23 protein-coding genes and 1 other RNA gene are annotated in these 19,102 nt (G+C 54.3%); 17 read left to right on the top strand and 7 right to left on the bottom strand.

The window, feature by feature from the left end; genetic code table 11:
- The first annotated feature begins 53 nt into the window (after positions 1-53).
- Complete coding sequence (locus J2125_RS08245) at positions 54-659, top strand: TetR/AcrR family transcriptional regulator (RefSeq protein WP_017801406.1); 606 nt, start codon at positions 54-56, stop codon at positions 657-659.
- Between the two features lie 17 nt (positions 660-676).
- Here J2125_RS08245 and treC read toward each other — a convergent pair whose 3' ends face one another.
- Positions 677-2,350 carry an alpha,alpha-phosphotrehalase gene (gene treC / locus J2125_RS08240; RefSeq protein ID WP_017801405.1) on the bottom strand — a complete coding sequence of 558 codons (1,674 nt, stop codon included), beginning with the start codon at positions 2,348-2,350 and terminating at the stop codon, positions 677-679.
- Between the two features lie 349 nt (positions 2,351-2,699).
- Here treC and J2125_RS08235 point away from each other — a divergent pair, with 349 nt between their 5' ends.
- A complete protein-coding gene (locus tag J2125_RS08235; protein ID WP_100229620.1) occupies positions 2,700-2,894 on the top strand; it encodes a hypothetical protein in 195 nt (64 codons plus the stop codon).
- Between the two features lie 81 nt (positions 2,895-2,975).
- Here J2125_RS08235 and ridA read toward each other — a convergent pair whose 3' ends face one another.
- From ridA to argF, 4 genes are all read right to left on the bottom strand, one after another.
- Positions 2,976-3,362 (bottom strand): 2-iminobutanoate/2-iminopropanoate deaminase, encoded by a 387-nt coding sequence (gene ridA / locus J2125_RS08230; RefSeq protein WP_017801404.1) that lies wholly within the window; start codon positions 3,360-3,362, stop codon positions 2,976-2,978.
- 79 nt (positions 3,363-3,441) lie between these two features.
- Positions 3,442-3,906: an aspartate carbamoyltransferase regulatory subunit gene (gene pyrI, locus J2125_RS08225; RefSeq protein ID WP_017801403.1), complete on the bottom strand. Its 465-nt coding sequence runs from the start codon at positions 3,904-3,906 to the stop codon at positions 3,442-3,444.
- Positions 3,907-3,917: 11 nt separating this feature from the next.
- Positions 3,918-4,853, bottom strand: coding sequence for an aspartate carbamoyltransferase (gene pyrB / locus J2125_RS08220; RefSeq protein ID WP_017801402.1), 936 nt, complete (start codon positions 4,851-4,853; stop codon positions 3,918-3,920).
- Positions 4,854-5,100: 247 nt separating this feature from the next.
- Entirely contained in the window at positions 5,101-6,111 is a 1,011-nt protein-coding gene (gene argF / locus J2125_RS08215) for an ornithine carbamoyltransferase (RefSeq protein ID WP_017801401.1), read from the bottom strand.
- Between the two features lie 165 nt (positions 6,112-6,276).
- On the opposite strand from argF, the gene rraB reads away from it, so the two are divergent.
- Both rraB and miaE read left to right on the top strand, forming a co-directional pair.
- Entirely contained in the window at positions 6,277-6,696 is a 420-nt protein-coding gene (rraB, locus tag J2125_RS08210) for a ribonuclease E inhibitor RraB (RefSeq protein WP_017801400.1), read from the top strand.
- A gap of 51 nt (positions 6,697-6,747) precedes the next feature.
- Positions 6,748-7,530 carry a tRNA isopentenyl-2-thiomethyl-A-37 hydroxylase MiaE gene (gene miaE, locus J2125_RS08205; RefSeq protein WP_017801399.1) on the top strand — a complete coding sequence of 261 codons (783 nt, stop codon included), beginning with the start codon at positions 6,748-6,750 and terminating at the stop codon, positions 7,528-7,530.
- Positions 7,531-7,549: 19 nt separating this feature from the next.
- Here miaE and yjgA read toward each other — a convergent pair whose 3' ends face one another.
- On the bottom strand, positions 7,550-8,092 hold the full coding sequence (gene yjgA / locus J2125_RS08200) for a ribosome biogenesis factor YjgA (RefSeq protein WP_017801398.1): 543 nt from the start codon (positions 8,090-8,092) through the stop codon (positions 7,550-7,552).
- 111 nt (positions 8,093-8,203) lie between these two features.
- On the opposite strand from yjgA, the gene pmbA reads away from it, so the two are divergent.
- From pmbA to J2125_RS08135, 13 genes are all read left to right on the top strand, one after another.
- Entirely contained in the window at positions 8,204-9,544 is a 1,341-nt protein-coding gene (pmbA, locus tag J2125_RS08195; protein WP_017801397.1) for a metalloprotease PmbA, read from the top strand.
- Positions 9,545-9,636: 92 nt separating this feature from the next.
- On the top strand, positions 9,637-10,023 hold the full coding sequence (cybC, locus tag J2125_RS08190; protein WP_026111737.1) for a cytochrome b562: 387 nt from the start codon (positions 9,637-9,639) through the stop codon (positions 10,021-10,023).
- Between the two features lie 319 nt (positions 10,024-10,342).
- Positions 10,343-10,687, top strand: a complete 345-nt coding sequence (locus tag J2125_RS08185) for a hypothetical protein (protein ID WP_017801395.1) — start codon at positions 10,343-10,345, stop codon at positions 10,685-10,687.
- A gap of 51 nt (positions 10,688-10,738) precedes the next feature.
- The gene (locus J2125_RS08180; protein WP_017801394.1) at positions 10,739-11,101 is read left to right on the top strand and encodes an SFCGS family glycine-rich protein; all 363 of its coding nucleotides are present in this window, start codon (positions 10,739-10,741) and stop codon (positions 11,099-11,101) included.
- Between the two features lie 2 nt (positions 11,102-11,103).
- Positions 11,104-11,400 carry a DUF4312 family protein gene (locus J2125_RS08175; protein ID WP_017801393.1) on the top strand — a complete coding sequence of 99 codons (297 nt, stop codon included), beginning with the start codon at positions 11,104-11,106 and terminating at the stop codon, positions 11,398-11,400.
- A 32-nt stretch (positions 11,401-11,432) separates the two neighbouring features.
- The gene (locus J2125_RS08170; protein WP_017801392.1) at positions 11,433-12,209 is read left to right on the top strand and encodes a DUF4311 domain-containing protein; all 777 of its coding nucleotides are present in this window, start codon (positions 11,433-11,435) and stop codon (positions 12,207-12,209) included.
- A gap of 14 nt (positions 12,210-12,223) precedes the next feature.
- Entirely contained in the window at positions 12,224-12,871 is a 648-nt protein-coding gene (locus J2125_RS08165) for a DUF4310 family protein (RefSeq protein ID WP_017801391.1), read from the top strand.
- A 49-nt stretch (positions 12,872-12,920) separates the two neighbouring features.
- Entirely contained in the window at positions 12,921-14,054 is a 1,134-nt protein-coding gene (locus J2125_RS08160) for an amidohydrolase/deacetylase family metallohydrolase (protein WP_017801390.1), read from the top strand.
- A complete protein-coding gene (locus tag J2125_RS08155) occupies positions 14,038-15,159 on the top strand; it encodes a DgaE family pyridoxal phosphate-dependent ammonia lyase (protein WP_017801389.1) in 1,122 nt (373 codons plus the stop codon). The genes J2125_RS08160 and J2125_RS08155 overlap by 17 nt, the downstream gene beginning before the upstream one ends.
- Positions 15,156-15,896, top strand: a complete 741-nt coding sequence (gene dagF, locus J2125_RS08150; RefSeq protein ID WP_017801388.1) for a 2-dehydro-3-deoxy-phosphogluconate aldolase — start codon at positions 15,156-15,158, stop codon at positions 15,894-15,896. The genes J2125_RS08155 and dagF overlap by 4 nt, the downstream gene beginning before the upstream one ends.
- A 49-nt stretch (positions 15,897-15,945) precedes the next feature.
- Positions 15,946-17,856 carry a BglG family transcription antiterminator gene (locus J2125_RS08145; protein ID WP_017801387.1) on the top strand — a complete coding sequence of 637 codons (1,911 nt, stop codon included), beginning with the start codon at positions 15,946-15,948 and terminating at the stop codon, positions 17,854-17,856.
- A gap of 96 nt (positions 17,857-17,952) precedes the next feature.
- The gene (locus J2125_RS08140; protein WP_017801386.1) at positions 17,953-18,252 is read left to right on the top strand and encodes a type II toxin-antitoxin system RelE/ParE family toxin; all 300 of its coding nucleotides are present in this window, start codon (positions 17,953-17,955) and stop codon (positions 18,250-18,252) included.
- Positions 18,253-18,305: 53 nt separating this feature from the next.
- Positions 18,306-18,620 carry a HigA family addiction module antitoxin gene (locus tag J2125_RS08135; RefSeq protein ID WP_083865642.1) on the top strand — a complete coding sequence of 105 codons (315 nt, stop codon included), beginning with the start codon at positions 18,306-18,308 and terminating at the stop codon, positions 18,618-18,620.
- 78 nt (positions 18,621-18,698) lie between these two features.
- On the opposite strand, the gene rnpB is transcribed toward J2125_RS08135, so the two are convergent.
- Positions 18,699-19,077, bottom strand: an RNA gene (gene rnpB, locus J2125_RS08130) — RNase P RNA component class A.
- Positions 19,078-19,102 lie beyond the last annotated feature (25 nt).

Genomic DNA, 19,102 nt, shown 5'->3' with positions numbered 1-19,102 from the left:
AGGCGTCAACCGGTTTATTATATCGATCGGCACAAAATGATAAGGTGAGGCAGATGGCACAACGTGGACGTCCAAGAAGTTTTGATCGTCAGACCGCACTTATTGCGGCGATGAAGCTGTTCTGGCAGAAAGGCTATACCGCCACTTCGATGGCCGATCTGTATCAGGCGATGGGGATTAACTCACCCAGCCTGTATGCCGCCTTTGGCAGCAAAGAGGATCTTTATCAGGAAGTGCTGGAGTATTACCAGCAAAGCGTGGCGCCGCTGATCTGGTCACCGCTGGAAACGGCCAGCAATGCGCGTGAAGCGGTACAGCAATGGTTACATTGCTCAGCCACCACACTGACCAGTGAAGACTTTCCGCCCGGCTGCATGATCACCCTGTCGACGGTGGCCAGTGAAGGCTATGAGCGCTTAGGCGAGCTGGTGAGATGCGCACGCGCGCAGGGCGTCAGTATACTGAAAGTGCGTCTCGATCAGGCGGTTGTCGCCGGTGAACTGCCGCAGACTATCGATACCGCCGCACTGTCACAGCTGTATATCGCTATTCAGCAGGGCATGTCGTTACAGGCGCGCGATGGCGCAACCACCACCGCACTGTTATCGATGGCCGATATGGCGATGGGGCTATGGCCGGATATCAGCAGGGCGGCGTAACTGCCGCCCGTCAGTGGCTAATACTCTTCATAGCCTTTCTGATACCACCACACCGCCTCATAGGGCCGCAGCATCATCTCGCCAGGGGCTGCGCGCGGCGAGGGATAGTTACTCATCAATACCTCCCAGCTACCGTCAAACGCATCGGGATGCCAGGATTGCGCTTCGCGACTCAGGTTCACCGCCACAATCAGCGTTTCGCCCTGATATTGCCGACGATAGCACCACAGATAAGGGTGTTCCGCCAGCAGATCCTGGTAATCGCCCCAGGTAAGAATGTAATGGCTTTTGCGCAGCTGAATCAGCTGCTTATAGGTGTAGAACACCGACTCTTCATCCGCCACCGCTGCTTCGGCGTTCACTGTGGCGACGTTATCGCTCATGCCAATCCACGGCGTACCCTCGGTAAAACCGCCGTTTCCACTGGCGTCCCACTGCATTGGCGTACGCCCATTGTCGCGTGATTTGCTGGCGAGGATCTCCAGCAGATTATCGCTGTCACGCCCCTGCGCACGCAGCTCGGCATACATATTGTGGCTCTCAATATCACGATAATCGATGATGCGGCTAAAGTGTGGGTTGGTCATCCCCAGCTCTTCTCCCTGGAAGATGTAGGGCGTGCCCTGCATACCGTGCAGCGCCATCGCCAGCAGCTTGGCCGACTGTACCCGATATTCACCTTCATCGCCCCAGCGCGAAACCACGCGCGGCTGATCGTGGTTACACCAGAACAGCGCATTCCACGCGACATCGTGCATCCCCTGCTGCCAGTGGGTAAAAATGGCTTTCAGCGCCACCAGATCGAGTGGCGTCAGCGTCCATTTTTGTCCCTGATAGAAGTCGACCTCAACATGGTCGAAGCTGAATACCATCGACAGCTCTTCGCCCTCCAGCGAGCCATAGCGCTGGCAGTGTTCAAGGGTGGCGGAAGACATCTCGCCAACCGTCATCAGCTCGCGTGGGCGAAACACATCGCTGCTCATCTCCTGGATATATTCATGGATACGTGGCCCGTCGGTGTACAGACGCAGGCCGTCACCGCCAATATCGTCAGGGAAATCCTGATGCTTCGACACCAGGTTCACCACATCCAGACGCAGGCCGTCGATGCCGCGGTCGGCCCAGAAATTGACAATCTGTTTCAGCTCGGCGCGCACGTGCTCGTTTTCCCAGTTGAGATCGGCCTGCTCCGGCGCCCACAGGTGCATATAGTACTGTGCGCTCTCCGCATGCCAGCGCCAGGCATGGCCGCCAAACTTCGAGCGCCAGTTATTGGGCGGTCCGCCTTCGGCATTGGCGTCACGCCAGATATAGTAAGAGCGATACGGGCTTTCACGATCCAGTGCTTCGTGAAACCAGTGGTGCTGGGTCGACGAGTGGTTAAACACCATATCGAGGATTACCCGCAGCCCGCGCTTGTGCGCCTGCTCAACGAGGTTATCAAAATCAGTCAGGGTGCCAAACGACGGATCGATGGCGGTATAGTTCGCCACGTCATAGCCGTTATCAACCTGCGGAGAAATATAAAACGGTGTCAGCCAGATTGCATCCACGCCCAGTAATTTCAGGTAGTCGAGTCGCTGAATCACACCCGCCAGATCGCCTGTTCCGCTACCGGTCGTATCCTGAAAGCTCTTGGGATAGATTTGATAGATAACGCCGTTCTGCCACCACGGTGGAATTTTATTCATTGCTCAATCCTGATTATCAGGGCGAAAAGGTCCACCCATTTATATAGACGGTTTATTAGTTTTCTATGCGTCCTTTAAGATTAGCTACTTACTGGCACTTAGAGGCCTTTGTCTCACGGGATCAGTCTGAAAATGTATTGCACCGGGTAACTGAAGCCGCAGAACCAGCCATTACACAAGGAGATAGCGCAGATTGGATGGCGAAAAAAGTTAAGTAAATCCGTGAATAAGGTTGTTGCAAAAATTTACGACCAGGCCAAATTTTCGCCATTGGCTACTTACTGTACGTCGCGAATTATGTTTTAAGGCGTTTTGCCTGATTTTTGGCCCGTTGTGTAAAAGGGCGTTTATGCTGTTGCGTCATACCTTGCTCGCCTTTGCGGTGGCGGAGCGCCTGTGGTCGGCGCAGGATGTCACCGATGAAGGCAATATGTCTCGACGTCTGGCGGCAGTGGATCGCAGGTCCGTGGTTTCGGCGCGCATAAGGTGGCGCAGATGCAGGCCACGCTGGATAAGGCAGCGTAAACGCAGGATGAAGTGGTGATAGCGCTGGTTTATCCGCTGGAGAAATTATTGCGTGCCAGTAAACAGAGCTGAGGGGCAGCGCGCGCCGCCCCATAATGGCTTAACGACGCACCGCGATCGCTTCAATCTCAATCTTCACATCTTTCGGCAAACGCGCCACTTCAACACAGGAGCGTGCCGGGAAGCTGGCGTTATGCTCGCTGAAAAAGGCTTCATAAGTCGCATTTACTGTGGCGAAGTCATTCAGATCTTTGACAAATACCGTGGTTTTCACGATATCGCCGACGTTAAGACCGGCCGCTTCAACGATCGCTTTCACGTTTTCCAGTGACTGGCGGGCCTGCGCTGAGACATCGTCGGCCACCGCGCCGGTTTTTGGATCAACCGGGATCTGGCCAGAAGTGATAATCATACTGCCAAGATCCACGCCCTGAACATAAGGTCCGATGGCGGCAGGTGCATTTTCCGTACTGATTTCGCGAGACATACCTTCTCCAGTTGTAGGGGCGGCGTTCACGCCGCCGGTGCTGATAATAACGCCTCCATTATAGGGACGCGCTCATCGATTACCAGTTCGCCAGCACCACATGATGGGCAAACTCTTTCTCGCAATATTTGCACTTCAGTGACACATCATCCTGACGTTTTTTCACCGCAAAGCTGGAGTTTACCGGCTCGCTGCGGCTGATACAGTTGCTGTTGGGACAGATCAGCACACGCTCAATCCGATCCGGCAGCGTCGGCGCGATCTTGCCGACCACTTCATACTCATCGATACGATTCACCGTCGCGTGTGGCGCATAGACCGCCAGCTGGTTGATCTGATCGTCGGTCAGAAAGGTGTTTTCGATCTTGATCAGATCTTTACGACCCATCTCACCGGAAGGCAGATTCAGACCGATAGTGATACGTTGATCGGTTTCCGTCAGGCGAAACAGGGTTAACAACTTAAAGCCAATCTGCGCCGGAATATGGTCGATTACCGTGCCGCGTTTAATCGCTTCAACCTGCAGTTTGTTATCGTGTGTCATCATCTTTCCCCTTACAGAACCAGTTCGCTATTCAGTACCAGCGCCAGCAGCGCCTGACGGGCGTAGATGCCGTTGCCTGCCTGCTGGAAATACCAGGCATGCGGTGTGGCGTCGACATCGGTAGTGATCTCATCAATACGTGGCAGCGGATGCAGCACTTTCATATTGTCACGCGCGCCGGCCAGGTCGCTGGCGCGCAGGACAAACTGCGCTTTCACATTGGCGTATTCTGACGGATCCAGGCGCTCTTTCTGTACGCGGGTCATATACAGAATATCCACCTGCGGGATCACCTCTTCGATGGTGTCGTGGCGGCTCCAGACGATCCCCTGCTCATCGAGCATATCGGTGATATAGGACGGCATCGCCAGTGCATCCGGGGCGATAAAGTAGAAGCGGTTACCGTCAAACTTCGCCAGCGCCTGCGCCAGCGAGTGTACGGTGCGGCCATATTTCAGGTCACCGACCATCGCCACATTCAGATTGCTCAGGCGGCTCTGGGTCTCCTGAATGGTAAACAGATCCAGCAGGGTCTGGGTCGGATGCTGGTTCGCACCATCACCGGCATTCAGAATCGGCACGCCGCCGGAAAACTCGGTGGCGAGGCGCGCGGCGCCTTCCTGTGGATGGCGCATCACAATCGCATCAACGTAAGTGCCAATCACCGAAATGGTATCGGCAAGGGTTTCGCCTTTTTTGCCGAGTGACGTGTTGCTGCCATCGGCAAAACCCACCACCGACGCGCCAAGGCGATGCATCGCCGTTTCGAACGACAGGCGGGTGCGGGTAGAGGCCTCAAAGAAGCAGCTGGCAATCACGTTATGTTTCAGCAGTTCCGGCTGCGGATGGGCTTTCAGGCTGGCGGCGGTGTTCAGCACCAGTTCCAGTTCTTCACGACTCAGATCGTTGATTGATATTATATGCTTGTGATACAGCGGATTGGCCATGTTTCACTCTCCTCTACGCGTGCCGAACGACGGACAAAAAAAAGCCCCTTCAATGAGGGGCTTTTTTAAGATCGGGTATGCAACGGAAGGAAAAAGCTGCACCGTCTGCAAGCAGACGTGGTCGAGCGATAGTGTCAAAGGTGCTCAGATGCATACTTCCTCCCGGCAAACTGTCGGGCATTATACTGAACCTGGATTTGGCAGCAAGCGAAAATCACTGGCGACGTAACCGTTTGCTGCGCCGGTTTCAGGGCAGTTGCGCCAGGGTGGCCACCATCACCGCTTTGATGGTATGCAGACGGTTTTCCGCCTGATCGAAGACGATACTGTGGGCCGATTCAAACACTTCATCGGTGACTTCCATCCCGCCATGCAGGCCATACTGTTCCGCCATCTGCTGGCCGAGCGTGGTCTGATCGTCATGAAACGCTGGCAGGCAGTGCAGGAATTTCACCTGCGGATTGCCGCTCAGCTGTAGCATCGCCATATTGACCTGATATTTGCGCAGCAGAGCAATACGTTCCTGCCACACTTCTTTTGGCTCACCCATCGATACCCACACATCAGTGTAGATAAAATCTGCGCCGTTGACGCCTTCAGCGATATCTTCGGTCAGGGTAATTTTGCCGCCGGTTTTCTCCGCCGCCAGACGACACTCGGCTACCAGCGCATCTTCCGGCCAGCAGCCTTTCGGCGCTACCAGCCGCAGATCGAGGCCGACCAGCGCCGCCGCTTCCAGCATACTGTTGCCCATATTGTTGCGCGCATCGCCAACATAGACGAACGTCATCTCTTTGAGCGATTTTTGCGGCAGATGCTCCTGCATAGTGAGCAGATCGGCCAGCAGCTGAGTCGGATGGAATTCGTTGGTCAGACCGTTCCATACTGGCACACCAGCATGTTGCGCCAGCGTTTGCACAATTTCCTGTCCGTGGCCACGATACTGAATGCCGTGATACATGCGACCAAGCACGCGCGCGGTATCTTTAATCGACTCTTTATGACCGATCTGGCTGCCGCTCGGGCCGAGGTAAGTGACCCTGGCGCCCTGGTCGAATGCGGCAACTTCGAAAGAGCATCGTGTACGGGTCGAGTCTTTTTCGAAGATGAGCGCAATATTCTTCCCTTGCAGATGCTGAACTTCTTCACCGTTTTTTTTATCGATTTTCAGTGATGCAGCCAGCGCCAGCAGGGCGTTGATTTCCGCAGGGGTAAAATCGAGCAGCCTGAGGAAATGGCGTTGATATAACTGACTCATACAGCACTCCATGTGTCGCTTTGAAATGAATTTAAATTCAATTTAACCGTATGAATATGCATTTTCAACCCCAGGGCAAAGAAACTTTCTGTTTTGTGTAGTGGCGCGAACGGCGCTGTGGGAAAATAATCAAACTTACCGCCGCATATTTTGAGGAACAGAATTATGGCTTACGAACAATTACTGGAAGAGCAACGCGAAGAAACGCGACTGATTATCGAAGAGCTGTTGGAAGATGGCAGCGATCCTGACGCGCTGTATGCCATTGAACATCACCTTTCCTGTAACAACTTTGATTCACTGGAAAAAGTGGCCGTTGATGCCTTCAAACTCGGCTATGAAGTCGGTGAACCTGAAGAGCTGGAACTGGAAGATGGCACCACTGTAATGTGCTGCGATGTGATCAGTGAAGGCGCGCTGAACGCTGAACTGATTGATGCACAGGTTGAGCAGCTGGTTAACCTTGCCGCGCAGTACAATGTCGATTACGACGGCTGGGGCACCTACTTTGAAGATCCTGATGCACAGGATGACGATATTGAAGGTGATGATGTGGACGATGAAGATACCGGCGTTCGTCATTAATTCAGAATGCAAACCAGGGCGGCGAGAACGCCGCCCCTACAGATAATGGCTATGAACTATTCTGAACTGCTGGCGCCGATCCACGGCTTCCTGCACTGCCGTACGCCGCAGGCCTGGATTGACCAGGCGCGCAAGCCGGAAAATCTGGCGCTGCTGCTGACCGACCATCTGGTATGCGAACTGAAAGCGGCGCAGACCGCCATCTGGCTGATCCGCAAATATGTCGCCGATAAAGAGAGCGGTGAAGCGCTGCTGGCGTGGCTGAAGCCATATGAGAATTTCGTCCACAGCGAAAACCACGACCTGCAATTTCTCGACGCCCATAAAAGCCTGTCGAAAAGCGTGATTACTCGCGGCGAACTGCCTTACGCCGATGAGCTGGTGGAAAAGATGGTACTGCTGATCAAAGAAGAGCTGCACCATTTCTATCAGGTGCTGGAAATTATGCAGGCGCGCAAGATTCCCTATATTAAAATCACCGCCAGCCGCTATGCCAAAGGATTGCTGCGCGAAGTGACCACCCACGAGCCGGATACGCTGGTGGATAAACTGATCTGTGGAGCCTATATCGAAGCACGTTCCTGCGAGCGTTTTGCCAGCCTGGCGCCGCATCTGGATAAAGAACTGGAAAGGTTTTATCTGTCACTGCTGCGCTCGGAAGCGCGTCACTATCAGGATTATCTGGCGCTGGCCGCGCAGATAGCGCCAAAAAATATCAGCGCGCGCGTCAGAAAGATTGGTGAAACCGAAGCAGAATTAATTTTACAGCCAGACAGCGAATTGCGTTTTCACAGTGGCGTCCCCGTTGGGACGGCACAGCAGGGGCGACAGTGATGTCGCCCTTGTCGCTAACTCAGGCTTCCGCCAGTTCACGCAGATACTGAAAAATCTGACGGTAGGATTTTGGCGGCTTGTTGGCGGCTTTCTCTTTTTGCGCATTACGGATCATCGAGCGCAATTGCTGACGATCGGCATGCGGATAGAGCGCCAGCACGTCCGGCACTGCTTCATCACCCTGTTCAACCAGACGGTCGCGCAGTGCTTCCAGCTTATGGAACAGCGCAACCTGCTGGTTGTGGCGGTTTTTCAGCTTATCCAGCGCCTGACGAATCGGCTCTTCGTCGCGTGAACGCAACATTTTGCCGATCAACTGCATCTGGCGGCGGCGACCCTCTTTTTTAATCTTCTGCGCCAGTTCAATCGCGGCGCGCAGATCATCATCCAGCGGGATCTTATCCAGCGAGTTTTTACCGAGCTCAACCAGCTCGCCGCCGAGGCGTTTTAACTCTTCCGCATCGCGTTTAATTTCACTTTTACTGACCCAGATAATCTCTTCATCTTCTTCTTGCTGATTATCGGGTTCATCTTCGAGCCAGTCTTCGGGCTGCCTGGTCATGGTTAGACTCCAAAAAAAGAGGCACATGCTATCAGGTTATGCGCCTTGTGCGAAATTGTTCTCTGAGTCTGTTAGACTCAAATCATAACCCATTAATGATATGGCAGGCCGATGAAAGTAATCTCCCAGGTTGCAGAACAGCGTAAGACGCTTGAGCAGGCGGTCGCGCAAGCGCTCGAACTGGCGAAAGCCAGCACGGACGGAGCCGAAGTCGCGGTGAGTAAAACCACCGGAATCAGCGTCAGCACACGTTACGGTGAAGTGGAAAACGTCGAATTTAACAGTGATGGCGCGCTTGGCATCACTGTTTATCATCAGAACCGTAAAGGTAGTGCTTCCTCTACTGATCTTAGCCCGGATGCGATTAAACGCACGGTGCAGGCGGCGATCGATATTGCGCGCTACACCTCGCCGGATCCTTATGCGGGCGTGGCCGATCGCGATCTGCTGGCGTTTGACGCGCCGGATCTCGATCTGTTCCATCCGTCGGATCTTGATGCCGAACAGGCGATCGAGCTGGCTGCGCGTGCCGAGCAGGCGTCGCTGAAAGCAGATAAACGCATTACCAATACCGAAGGCGGCAGCTTTAACAGTCATGTCGGCATCAAAATTTTCGGCAACAGCCACGGTATGATGCAGGGCTACTGCTCCAGCCGCCATTCGCTCTCCAGTTGTGTGATCGCTGAACATGATGGCGATATGGAGCGTGATTACGCTTATACCATTGGCCGTGCGCTGGGCGATCTGAAATCACCAGAGTGGGTCGGTGAAGAGTGTGCGCGTCGTACCCTGTCGCGCCTGTCGCCGCGCAAGCTGTCGACGATGAAAGCGCCGGTGATTTTTGCCGCTGAAGTCGCCACTGGCCTGTTTGGCCATCTGGTCGGCGCCATCAGCGGCAGCAGCGTGTATCGTAAATCGACCTTCTTACTCGACTCACTGGGCAAACAGATTCTGCCAGAGTGGCTGACGATTGAAGAGCATCCGCATCTGCTGAAAGGGCTGGCATCGACGCCGTTCGACAGTGAAGGCGTTCGCACTCAGCAACGTGACATCATCAAAGATGGCGTGCTGCAGGGCTGGCTGATGACCAGCTACTCGGCGCGCAAACTGGGATTACAGAGCACAGGTCATGCCGGTGGCATCCATAACTGGCGCATTGCCGGTCAGGGCGCCAGCTTTGACGCGCTGCTGAAGCAAATGGGCACCGGGCTGGTGGTCACCGAGCTGATGGGGCAGGGCGTCAGCGGCATTACCGGCGACTATTCGCGTGGTGCGGCGGGCTTCTGGGTGGAAAATGGCGAAATCCAGTATCCGGTCAGTGAAATCACCATTGCCGGCAACCTGCAGGATATGTGGCGCAATATCGTTACCGTCGGCAGCGATATTGAGACCCGCAGCAATATTCAGTGCGGTTCTGTGCTGTTACCGGAAATGAAAATTGCCGGGCAGTAAATAAAACCCCAATTTTCGCATAGTATTATCAGGCGGCCCCGTTAAGGGCCGCCTTTTTTGTCAGCCATTATATAATTATAAGGAATGTCGTGATGCATAAGTTCTACAGAGCAATGTTAGCGGTAGTGCTGTTAAGCAGCAGTGTTACGGCACTGGCGCAAAGTCTTGAAGATGATATGGATATTCTGAAAGGCGCTTACCGTACCGTGCAGAAAACCGAAGATGCCACTGAGCTAAAAAAAGCGCTAACCGATATGCGTGCCGCGGCGGAAAACGCCAAAACGCAGACCCCTGACTCACTGGAAGGGAAGGCGGCAGACAGCGCGGAAATGAAGGATTATCGCGCCGGACTGGATACGCTGATTGGTCAGATTGATGCCAGTAAACAGCTGGCTGATGCCGGGGATATCGCCGGGGCGAAAGCTGAAGCGAAAAAGTTCGCCGATACGCGCGATGCTAATCATAAAAAGTTTCGTTAATAACCCGGGGCGGCATTGCGCCGCCCTTAATCCACGTCATTATTATTTCTTATACCTGCCGGCTCAACCACGATTACTTCCGTTTCTCCATCACGCCTGATGCATATATCGCCCGTCACAGGCGTCACATTGTGATTTATCTCTCATTTATTCCGCTGTATTTGCATGAAATAACGTTTTTGCGAGCTGACAGGCGGCCGCCGCGGCGATTTCCGTTTCGAAACGGAAAAAGTGCGTCTACACAGTAGTACCAGAGCGGGGTAATTTATTTTCAACGCGAAATATCAATATCGGGTCGTTCTGGCAAAGAGGTGTAAAGGTGAAAAACGCAGCGGTGGCGGTAAATTCTGCAGCGAGCACGGAAGCGATCCAGGCGCTGGCTGACAGGGTGATGGCGCAAATTGAGGCGCTGTTTAACGCGCAAGCCATTTATCCCAATGCGGTACAGCAGCAGATGCTGACGTCCCATGTGCGCGCGATGGCGCTGCGCTCGTTGACCGGCGAAGCCCTGCCGGAAGTGGAGGAGGAGCTGTTCGAGGATATCTCCCCTGAGTCGATGCAGCTGGCGCAGCAGGTGGTGGATCTGTTTGGCAACCTGCCGCAAGAAGAGGCGTGGTTGTTATCGGTGCACTTTGCTGTCGCTGAGGGAAACAACGATTTGTAGGGGCGGCGTTATCGCCGCCCGTACTAAACCAACAAATTTAAGGAATACAATATGTCACAAGTAACCGTAGTGATTGGCGATCGTTTAGGTAAAGGCCAGAAAGTGGCGACTGGTGTGGAAAAAGCCGGTGGTCGCGCGGTGGTGGTGCCTGGCGTGGCGGCGGATATGAAGCTGGGCGATGTGATGCAGGCGGAAAACGCCACTTTCGGCATCTCCTTCTGCGGCAGCGGCGGCGCCGGTGCGATTACCGCCCAGAACAAATATGGCTACAAAGCGAAGCACGGTATGCGTTCAATCGATGAAGGGGTGACCGCCATTAATGAAGGCTGCACGGTACTGGGCTTTGGCTTTATGGATAAAGAAGAGCTGGGCGAACGCCTGGTGCAAGCCTGGAATAAAAAACACGGCGGTTAAGCATGAAGGAACAATTCACCACTCAGGTCACGGTCAGCGGCAAAGGCGACAGCAAAGGCAAAGCCTTCGCCGATGCTCTGAGCCGCGTGCAGAGCAGCGTACTGCGTTCCACCAATAAGATTCTGCTGCGTATTGAACCACAGGACGTGCGGGTTATTCGGGCGCAGGAGAGCGTCAGAAAAGAGAAGTTTCTGTTCTTTTTTCTGGCGCGTGAGCGACGGAGCTACAGCGTGGAGCTGGAGATTACCGTCAACGTGACGGTGATAGATACCGATAAGGTTGAATTCACTTCTGACTAAAAACGTTGGCAATAAAACCAAAGGAAAGACTAATGTTTTTAATTATTTTGTTTAAGTCGTTAATCATCGGCGGGTTGGTGGGGGTGGGCGTCGGCGCAGGTGCGGCGCGTATGTTCCATGCGCCGACCACGCAGGGGATGGGCGCATTTCGTACGCTGGGTGAACTGAACTCCTGTGAAGGCGATCCCGCTTCTCACTTCTCCTTTGGTCTGGGTTTCTTCTTTAACGCCTGGGCATCTTCGGTTGCGGCGGGTTCTTTTACCCAGGACGTCGACCATCGCATTATCCCTAACTGGGGTGCGGCCGCGTTGATGGTGAAAAACCGCAACGTCGCGGAAACGCTGCACGATCCGAAAAAGATGGCCATTGCCTGCGGCATTATCGGCATGATTGTGGTCGCCTTCCTTAACTCTACCGCATCGGCAGTGCCTGCCGCATTGCAGGTCACGGCGGTGAAAGTGCTGGTGCCAGCGGCAAACCTGCTGGTGAATACCGTGATGCCGGTGATCTTCTGGCTGGCAGCGATTGATGCCGGTAAGAAATCTGGCTTCTGGGCCACTATTTTCGGCGGCCTTGCGCAGCTGATTATGGGCAATGCGGTGCCGGGTCTGGTGCTGGGTATCCTGATCGGTAAAGGCGTCGAGGAGAGCGGCTGGAATAAAGTCACCAAAGTGATGATGTTTGCCATCGTGCTGCTGTTTGTCCTTAGCGGCTTCTTCCGTGGCTTCGATATGAAACTGTTGCAGTCGTTCCAGCTGGGCGTGCCGGGCTGGCTCGATATGATTCACAACACCCTGAGCGGTAAGTAACGAGGAAGATGGCAATGAGTGATACGAAAAGTGGCTTCTGGTATGCCGACTGGTCTTTCCCGATTTTTGTTGGTCTGCTCTCCTCCGGGGTGTTTGCCGGTACCCATATGTACTATCTGTACGGTATCGGGGCGTTTAACGAAGTGGCCTTTGTCTCAATGCTGCGCGCTGGCATGGATACCGGGGTATACGGCGCGGTAGCGGCCTTTGGCGCCAGCTTCCTGTTTGCGCGCATTATCGAAGGTTCGCTGGTGGGGATCCTCGATATCGGCGGCGCAATTCAGACCGGTGTCGGCCTCGGCGTTCCGGCGCTGCTGCTGGGTGCGGGGATTGTGTTTCCGGTGGCGAACTTTGCCGCTTCACTGGTGACCGGTCTGGTTATCGGCGTGGCGATTGGTTATCTGATTATTCTGGCGCGTAAGTTCACCATTAATCAGAGTGACTCCACTTATGGCGCGGATGTGATGATGGGCGCCGGTAACTCCTCCGGTCGTTTCCTCGGTCCACTGATCATTCTCTCGGCGATGGCGGCCTCGATTCCGATTGGTCTCGGTTCGCTGGCAGGATCGCTGCTGTTCTATTTGTGGGGCAAACCGATTACCGGCGGCGCGATTTTAGGCGCCATGATTCTTGGCGCGATGTTCCCGATAGCGATTAGTTAAGACGTTGTAGGGGAGGCGTTCTCGCCTCCCTTGCTAAGGATTTGCACTTATGTTCGATCTGATTATCCGCAACGCGCGGCTCACTGATGAAAGCCTTATCGATATTGCGCTACGCGACGGCAAAATCGCCGCCATCGGCACGGTTGCAGGTGAGGCGAAGCAGCAACGCGATCTGGCCGGACGCTACTATCTTAGCGCTGGCTGGATCGATTCCCACGTCCACTGTTACCCGAAATCACCAATTTATCATGATCAAGCGGATGCGATTGGCGTCACCAGCGGCGTCACCACGGTGGTCGATGCTGGCAGCACCGGTGCGGATGATATCGATGACTTTTATCAGCTGACGCGCAGCGCCAGCACGCAGGTATATGCATTGCTGAATATCGCGCGCACCGGCATTGTCACGCAGAACGAGCTGGCGGATATGAACCAGATCGACAAAGTCGCGGTGCGTGATGCGGTGCAGCGTCTGCCCGGGTTTATCGTCGGTATTAAAGCGCGCATCAGCAGCAGTGTGGTGGGTGACAACGGTATTAAGCCGTTGCTGCGGGCGAAACAGATCCAGCAGGAAAACGGCGATCTGCCGCTGATGGTGCATATCGGCAATAACCCGCCGAATCTCGATGAGATCGCCGATCTGCTGACCTCCGGCGACATTATTACCCACTGCTATAACGGCAAACCGAATCGCATTCTGACCCCCGCTGGTCAGCTGCGCGCCTCCGTCAGCCAGGCGATCCAGCGCGGCGTGCGGCTGGATGTCGGCCATGGCAGCGCCAGTTTCAGCTTCGAAGTGGCGCGGGTGGCGATTGCGCAGGGCATTCTGCCGCACAGCATCAGCTCCGATATTTACTGTCGTAACCGCATCAGTGGCCCGGTGCATAACCTGGCGCATGTGATGTCGAAATTCTTTAGTGTCGGTATGACGTTGCCGCAGGTGATCGACTGTGTTACCCGCAAAGCCGCCGATGGCCTGCGCCTGAGCACTAAAGGCCGCCTCGCGGTGGGTTTCGATGCTGACCTGACTATTTTTACCATCAGAGAGGAAGCTCGTTCGTTTGTCGATTCCGCAGGGGAAAGCGTTCAGGGCGAGAAACATCTGGCGCCATTAGCGGCGGTTGTCGCGGGCCAGTGGATTGTGACCGAGGAAGGGAAGGGCAATCATGACTTCGATTTATGAAAAATACGATTTAAAACAGGTGATTAATGCCTCCGGACGCATGACCATTCTGGGCGTTTCCACCCCCAGCGCCTCAGTGGTGGAGACCGTCAATTATGGCCTGAATCACTACTTTGAAATCAAAGACCTGGTAAATAAAACCGGCGCTTATATCGCGAAACTGCTGAATGCCGAAGATGCGGTAGTGGTTTCCTGCGCGTCAGCCGGACTGGCGCAGTCGGTGGCGGCGGTGATTGTCAAAGATGATCCGTGGCTGCTGGAAAATCTGCACGCCGCGCCGCTGACGGTGCCGCACGATGTTGTGCTGCCGAAAGGGCATAACGTTAACTTTGGCGCGCCGGTAGGCACTATGGTGACGATGGGCGGTGGACGGCTGGTGGAAGCGGGCTACGCCAATGAATGTTCGGCGGAGCAGCTGGCTGCGGCGATAACGCCACAAACTGCGGCGATTCTGTATATCAAATCCCATCACTGCGTGCAGAAAAGCCATCTCAGCGTTGAGCAGGCCGCTGTGGTGGCGCGCAAATATGGCGTGCCGCTGATTGTGGATGCGGCAGCGGAAGAAGATCTGCAGTGCTACTACCAGTATGGCGCCGATCTGGTGATCTACAGCGGCGCCAAAGCGATTGAAGGGCCGACCAGTGGCCTGGTGATGGGCAAACAGCAGTATGTCGGTTGGGTAAAACGTCAGTCGGCAGGCATTGGCCGGGCGATGAAAGTCGGCAAAGAGGGCATCCTCGGCCTGACGCAGGCGATTGAAAACTACCTGACGCAGGAAAAAGTGAACGGCGCGCAGATGGTGGCGAAGATGACGCCATTTATCGACAGCCTGAATGGTCTGAACGGGATTACGGCGCGCGTGGTGTGGGACGCGGCCGGACGTGATATCGCCCGTACTGAAATCCATTGTGATGAAGCGGTGATTGGTTGCACCACCGGTGAGCTGGTGCAGGCGCTGAAAACCGGTGAAATCGCTATCTATTTCCGCGGCTATAAAGCCAATGAAGGCATTATCGAAGTGGATGTGCGCAGCGTAACGCCAGAACAGTTACATATCATTTATAGCTGTATTAACACCTTGTTATCAGGAGAGAAAAGCGCATGACGCTGACGCCAAAATTTTATCAGGATCGCGTTTGTCTTAACGTGCTGGCCGGTTCTAAACAGAATGCGCAGGCGATCTGGCAGGCGGCGGAAGGCCATGTGCTGGTTGGCGTGTTATCGAAAAACTATGACAGCGTCGACAGTGCGGTGGCGGATATGCGTGACTATGCGGCGCTGATTGATAACGCGCTGTCTGTAGGTCTGGGCGCGGGCGATCCCAATGAGTCGGCAATGGTCAGCGAGATTTCACGTCAGGTGCAGCCACAGCACGTTAATCAGGTGTTTACCGGCGTGGCCACCAGCCGTGCGCTGCTGGGACAGAACCAGACGGTGGTTAACGGCCTGATTTCACCCAGCGGTACGCCAGGCAAGGTAAAGATTTCCACCGGCCCGCGCAGTTCCCTGGCGGCGGACGGCATTGTGCCGATTGAAACCGCTATCGCGTTGCTAAAAGATATGGGCGGCAGCTCGGTAAAATATTTCCCGATGGGCGGCCTGAAATCGATTGATGAATTTAAGGCGGTCGCCGCCGCCTGTGCGCAGCATGACTTCTGGCTGGAGCCGACCGGCGGTATCGATCTGGACAATTACCAGACGATCCTGCAGATCGCGCTGGATGCAGGTGTCAGCAAAATCATTCCGCATATCTACAGTTCGATTATTGATGCCGAAAGCGGTAATACGCGTCCGGCAGATGTCGCTACACTGTTGGCAATAACCAAAAAGTTGCTGGCGTAAATCAGCGGGCGGCGTTCTCGCCGTCCGTGATCACCGATGGAAAAACGATGTGAGATTCCCCAATCAACGACTGGCACAACTGTTTGATGCGTTGCAAAACGAAACCCTGCCGCAGGACGAGCTGGCGCGACGTTTTGCTATATCGACGCGCACTGTGCGCACCGACATCACCGCGTTAAACCAGCTGCTGGCCAGTCACGGCGCGCACTTTGTGCTGAATCGCGGCGAAGGCTATCAGCTTAAAATAGATGATGCCGCACGTTACCGTCGTTTGTTAGAGGAATCGCCCTCACATCTGCGCGTGCCACGCACTTCTGCCGAGCGCGTACACTATCTGTTAACCCGTTTTCTGACATCCGCCTTCTCCCTGAAACTGGAAGATCTGGCGGACGAGTGGTTTGTCAGCCGCGCCACGCTGCAAAGCGATATGGCTGAAGTAAGAGAGTGGCTGAACCGCTATAATCTGGCAATTGAAACCAAACCGCGTTACGGCATGAAACTGTTTGGCAGTGAGGTGTCGATTCGCGCCTGTCTGACCGATCTGCTGTATCAGATCTCCCGGCAAGCCAATGAGAGTCCGCTACTGAATCTGGAAGCGCTGAACAGCGGCATGCTGGTTACCCTGCAACCCTTACTGCATCAGTGCTTCTCGCGCTTTCATGTGCGTATGACCGACGACAGCGAGCACTATCTGCGCATCTACTGTGCGGTGGCGGTGCGGCGCATCAGCGAAGGCTATCCGCTGTCCGATTTTAGCGCCGAAGATGTCGATGACGATGTGCGCGACGCGGCGCGTCATATTATCAACCTGATGCGGCCGATTACCGGCAAAGCGATTTCGCCCGCAGAAGAGGCGTATCTGCGGGTGAATATCGCCGCGCGACGGATCCAGGAGATCGCGCCCAGCGCCATCAGTCCCGATGACGGCGATGCGCTGGTGGCTTATATCCTTAGCTATATCAATAATCACTACAATTTTAATCTGCAAAATGATGCTCAGCTGCATGCCGACCTGCTGACCCATATCAAGACCATGATCACCCGCGTGCGCTACCAGATTAATATTCCCAATCCGCTGCTGGCGAACATCAAGCAGCACTACCCGCTGGCCTATGACGTCACGCTGGCGGCGGTATCCAGCTGGGGCAAATATACGCCTTATGTGATCAGTGAGAACGAAGTCGGTTTTCTGGTGCTGCATATCGGCGTCGGACTGGAGCGCCACTATAACGTCGGCTATCAGCGCCATCCGCTGGTGATGCTGGTGTGTGATACCGGCAACTCTACGGTGCGGATGATTCAGGCGATGCTGATGCGCAAGTATCCGCAAATTGTGGTGAAGAAGATTATCTCGCTGCGTGAATATGAAGAACTCAGCACCATTGATGAGGATTTTATTATCTCCACCGCGCGCCTCAGCGAGAAAGATAAGCCGCTGGTGGTGATGTCGCCGTTCCCGACCGATTACCAGCTGGAGCAGATCGGCAAGCTGGTGCTGGTCGATCGCACCCGTCCCTATATGCTGGAGAAGTTCTTCGATGCCAGCCATTTTCGCATTATCGATCAGCCAATGGAGCAGTCACAGCTGTTCCGTCTGTTATGCGATCAGCTGGAACAGGAGGGCTTTGTTGATGCAGCTTTCTATCCGTCAGTGGAGGAGCGCGAAGCGATTGTCAGCACCATGCTGGGGGAGGGGATTGCGCTGCCGCACTCCTTAGGCTTGCTGGCAAGGAAAACCGTGGTTTACACCGTGCTGGCGCCGCAGGGGATTAAGTGGGGCGATGAAACTGCGCATGTGATTTTCCTGCTGGCGATCAGTAAAACGGAATATGAAGAGGCGATGGCGATCTACGATCTGTTTGTCACCTTTATGCGCGAAAGGGCGATGACCCGGCTACGGGATAGCACCGATTTCGCCAGTTTTAAGGCGGTGGCGATAGATTGTTTGAGTCGGTTGTAGCTGTATCGATAACGGCATTCTGTGATCTTTATTGGTTTCATTGTGTATCTGTTTTGGTTACAATGCTTCTCTCAGAGCGAGTACTAAGGACAGTAAATGATTAGTAGCTTTCAGGATGGTGACGAAGGTGATCTGAGTCAGTTTTACCAGAGGGCAAGGAGAAGCGCCAGAATACCGGCTCTAATTGAGAAGCCATTAAGACGTAAGTTGTCATTGATTGCGGCGGCGAGCGAGGAAAGAGACCTGTTTAACCCTCGAAGTAACAACTATGAAAGGTTACTTGGGAATCTGGAGGGATGGTCCAGTATAAGGGTTAATATACAGTGGAGGTTAATATTCAAATGGCGGGATGGATACGCTTTTGATATTTACTTAGACTCTCATACATACAGGTAAGCCCAGGACGGGCGAAAATCCAACCTACTTTTTGCAAGTAACAGGTGATAATCATGGACACTACTACAGCAGAGCCAACATCAGTGGGTGAAATGCTGGTTGAAGAATTTTTAAAGCCCCTCAATATCACTCAGCAGCAGCTGGCTGAATCAATGGGTGTTTCACGCAAAGTGATTAGTCAGATTGTCAATGGCACTCGCCGTATCAGTGTAACTGAAGCCGCTCAGCTATCTGCTTTGTTTGAAATGTCGAGTGATTTCTGGCTTAACGTACAGGCTGCGCATGACCGATGGGAAGCCCGCATGCTGAGCGAACAAAAGAAATGGTCCCCAATTAACCTGGCATTTGCTGCTATTCCTGGCATTTAAACGACAGGAATAAGACAGAGAGCCATTCTCGGTTCCCTGAAAAGCAAAAACCCTGCCGAAGCAGGGTTTTAACCTAAAAAGTGAAACTGACCGATAAGCCGGGTTCTGTCGTGGACAGTCATTCATCTAGGCCAGCAATCGCTCACTGGCTCAAGCAGCCTACCCGGGTTCAGTACGGGCCGTACCAAGTGAACCCCTATTTGGCCTTGCTCCGGGTGGAGTTTACCGTGCCACGGACTGTTGCCAGCCGCGCGGTGCGCTCTTACCGCACCCTTTCACCCTTACCTGATCCCATAAATGGGCCATCGGCGGTTTGCTCTCTGTTGCACTGGTCGTAGACTCTCGTCCCCCAGGCGTTACCTGGCACCCTGCCCTGTGGAGCCCGGACTTTCCTCCCCTCTGTCTGTCTCCCCCCGAAAGAGGACGGCAACAAAGCGGCGACTGTCTGGTCAGCCTCGGCGCGGATAATAGGGCATTACGCG

This window comes from Winslowiella toletana (assembly GCF_017875465.1).
Classification (GTDB): Bacteria; Pseudomonadota; Gammaproteobacteria; order Enterobacterales; family Enterobacteriaceae; genus Erwinia; species Erwinia toletana.
This window is presented reverse-complemented; position numbering and strand designations above follow the sequence as displayed.

Excerpts from the sequence above, each read along its gene's own strand:
- J2125_RS08245 (WP_017801406.1), top strand. The coding sequence starts at position 54 with ATGGCACAACGTGGACGTCCAAGAAGTTTTGATCGTCAGACCGCACTT.
- treC (WP_017801405.1), bottom strand. The coding sequence starts at position 2,350 with ATGAATAAAATTCCACCGTGGTGGCAGAACGGCGTTATCTATCAAATC.
- J2125_RS08235 (WP_100229620.1), top strand. The coding sequence starts at position 2,700 with ATGCTGTTGCGTCATACCTTGCTCGCCTTTGCGGTGGCGGAGCGCCTG.
- ridA (WP_017801404.1), bottom strand. The coding sequence starts at position 3,362 with ATGTCTCGCGAAATCAGTACGGAAAATGCACCTGCCGCCATCGGACCT.
- pyrI (WP_017801403.1), bottom strand. The coding sequence starts at position 3,906 with ATGACACACGATAACAAACTGCAGGTTGAAGCGATTAAACGCGGCACG.
- pyrB (WP_017801402.1), bottom strand. The coding sequence starts at position 4,853 with ATGGCCAATCCGCTGTATCACAAGCATATAATATCAATCAACGATCTG.
- argF (WP_017801401.1), bottom strand. The coding sequence starts at position 6,111 with ATGAGTCAGTTATATCAACGCCATTTCCTCAGGCTGCTCGATTTTACC.
- rraB (WP_017801400.1), top strand. The coding sequence starts at position 6,277 with ATGGCTTACGAACAATTACTGGAAGAGCAACGCGAAGAAACGCGACTG.
- miaE (WP_017801399.1), top strand. The coding sequence starts at position 6,748 with ATGAACTATTCTGAACTGCTGGCGCCGATCCACGGCTTCCTGCACTGC.
- yjgA (WP_017801398.1), bottom strand. The coding sequence starts at position 8,092 with ATGACCAGGCAGCCCGAAGACTGGCTCGAAGATGAACCCGATAATCAG.
- pmbA (WP_017801397.1), top strand. The coding sequence starts at position 8,204 with ATGAAAGTAATCTCCCAGGTTGCAGAACAGCGTAAGACGCTTGAGCAG.
- cybC (WP_026111737.1), top strand. The coding sequence starts at position 9,637 with ATGCATAAGTTCTACAGAGCAATGTTAGCGGTAGTGCTGTTAAGCAGC.
- J2125_RS08180 (WP_017801394.1), top strand. The coding sequence starts at position 10,739 with ATGTCACAAGTAACCGTAGTGATTGGCGATCGTTTAGGTAAAGGCCAG.
- J2125_RS08175 (WP_017801393.1), top strand. The coding sequence starts at position 11,104 with ATGAAGGAACAATTCACCACTCAGGTCACGGTCAGCGGCAAAGGCGAC.
- J2125_RS08170 (WP_017801392.1), top strand. The coding sequence starts at position 11,433 with ATGTTTTTAATTATTTTGTTTAAGTCGTTAATCATCGGCGGGTTGGTG.
- J2125_RS08165 (WP_017801391.1), top strand. The coding sequence starts at position 12,224 with ATGAGTGATACGAAAAGTGGCTTCTGGTATGCCGACTGGTCTTTCCCG.
- J2125_RS08160 (WP_017801390.1), top strand. The coding sequence starts at position 12,921 with ATGTTCGATCTGATTATCCGCAACGCGCGGCTCACTGATGAAAGCCTT.
- J2125_RS08155 (WP_017801389.1), top strand. The coding sequence starts at position 14,038 with ATGACTTCGATTTATGAAAAATACGATTTAAAACAGGTGATTAATGCC.
- dagF (WP_017801388.1), top strand. The coding sequence starts at position 15,156 with ATGACGCTGACGCCAAAATTTTATCAGGATCGCGTTTGTCTTAACGTG.
- J2125_RS08140 (WP_017801386.1), top strand. The coding sequence starts at position 17,953 with ATGATTAGTAGCTTTCAGGATGGTGACGAAGGTGATCTGAGTCAGTTT.
- J2125_RS08135 (WP_083865642.1), top strand. The coding sequence starts at position 18,306 with ATGGACACTACTACAGCAGAGCCAACATCAGTGGGTGAAATGCTGGTT.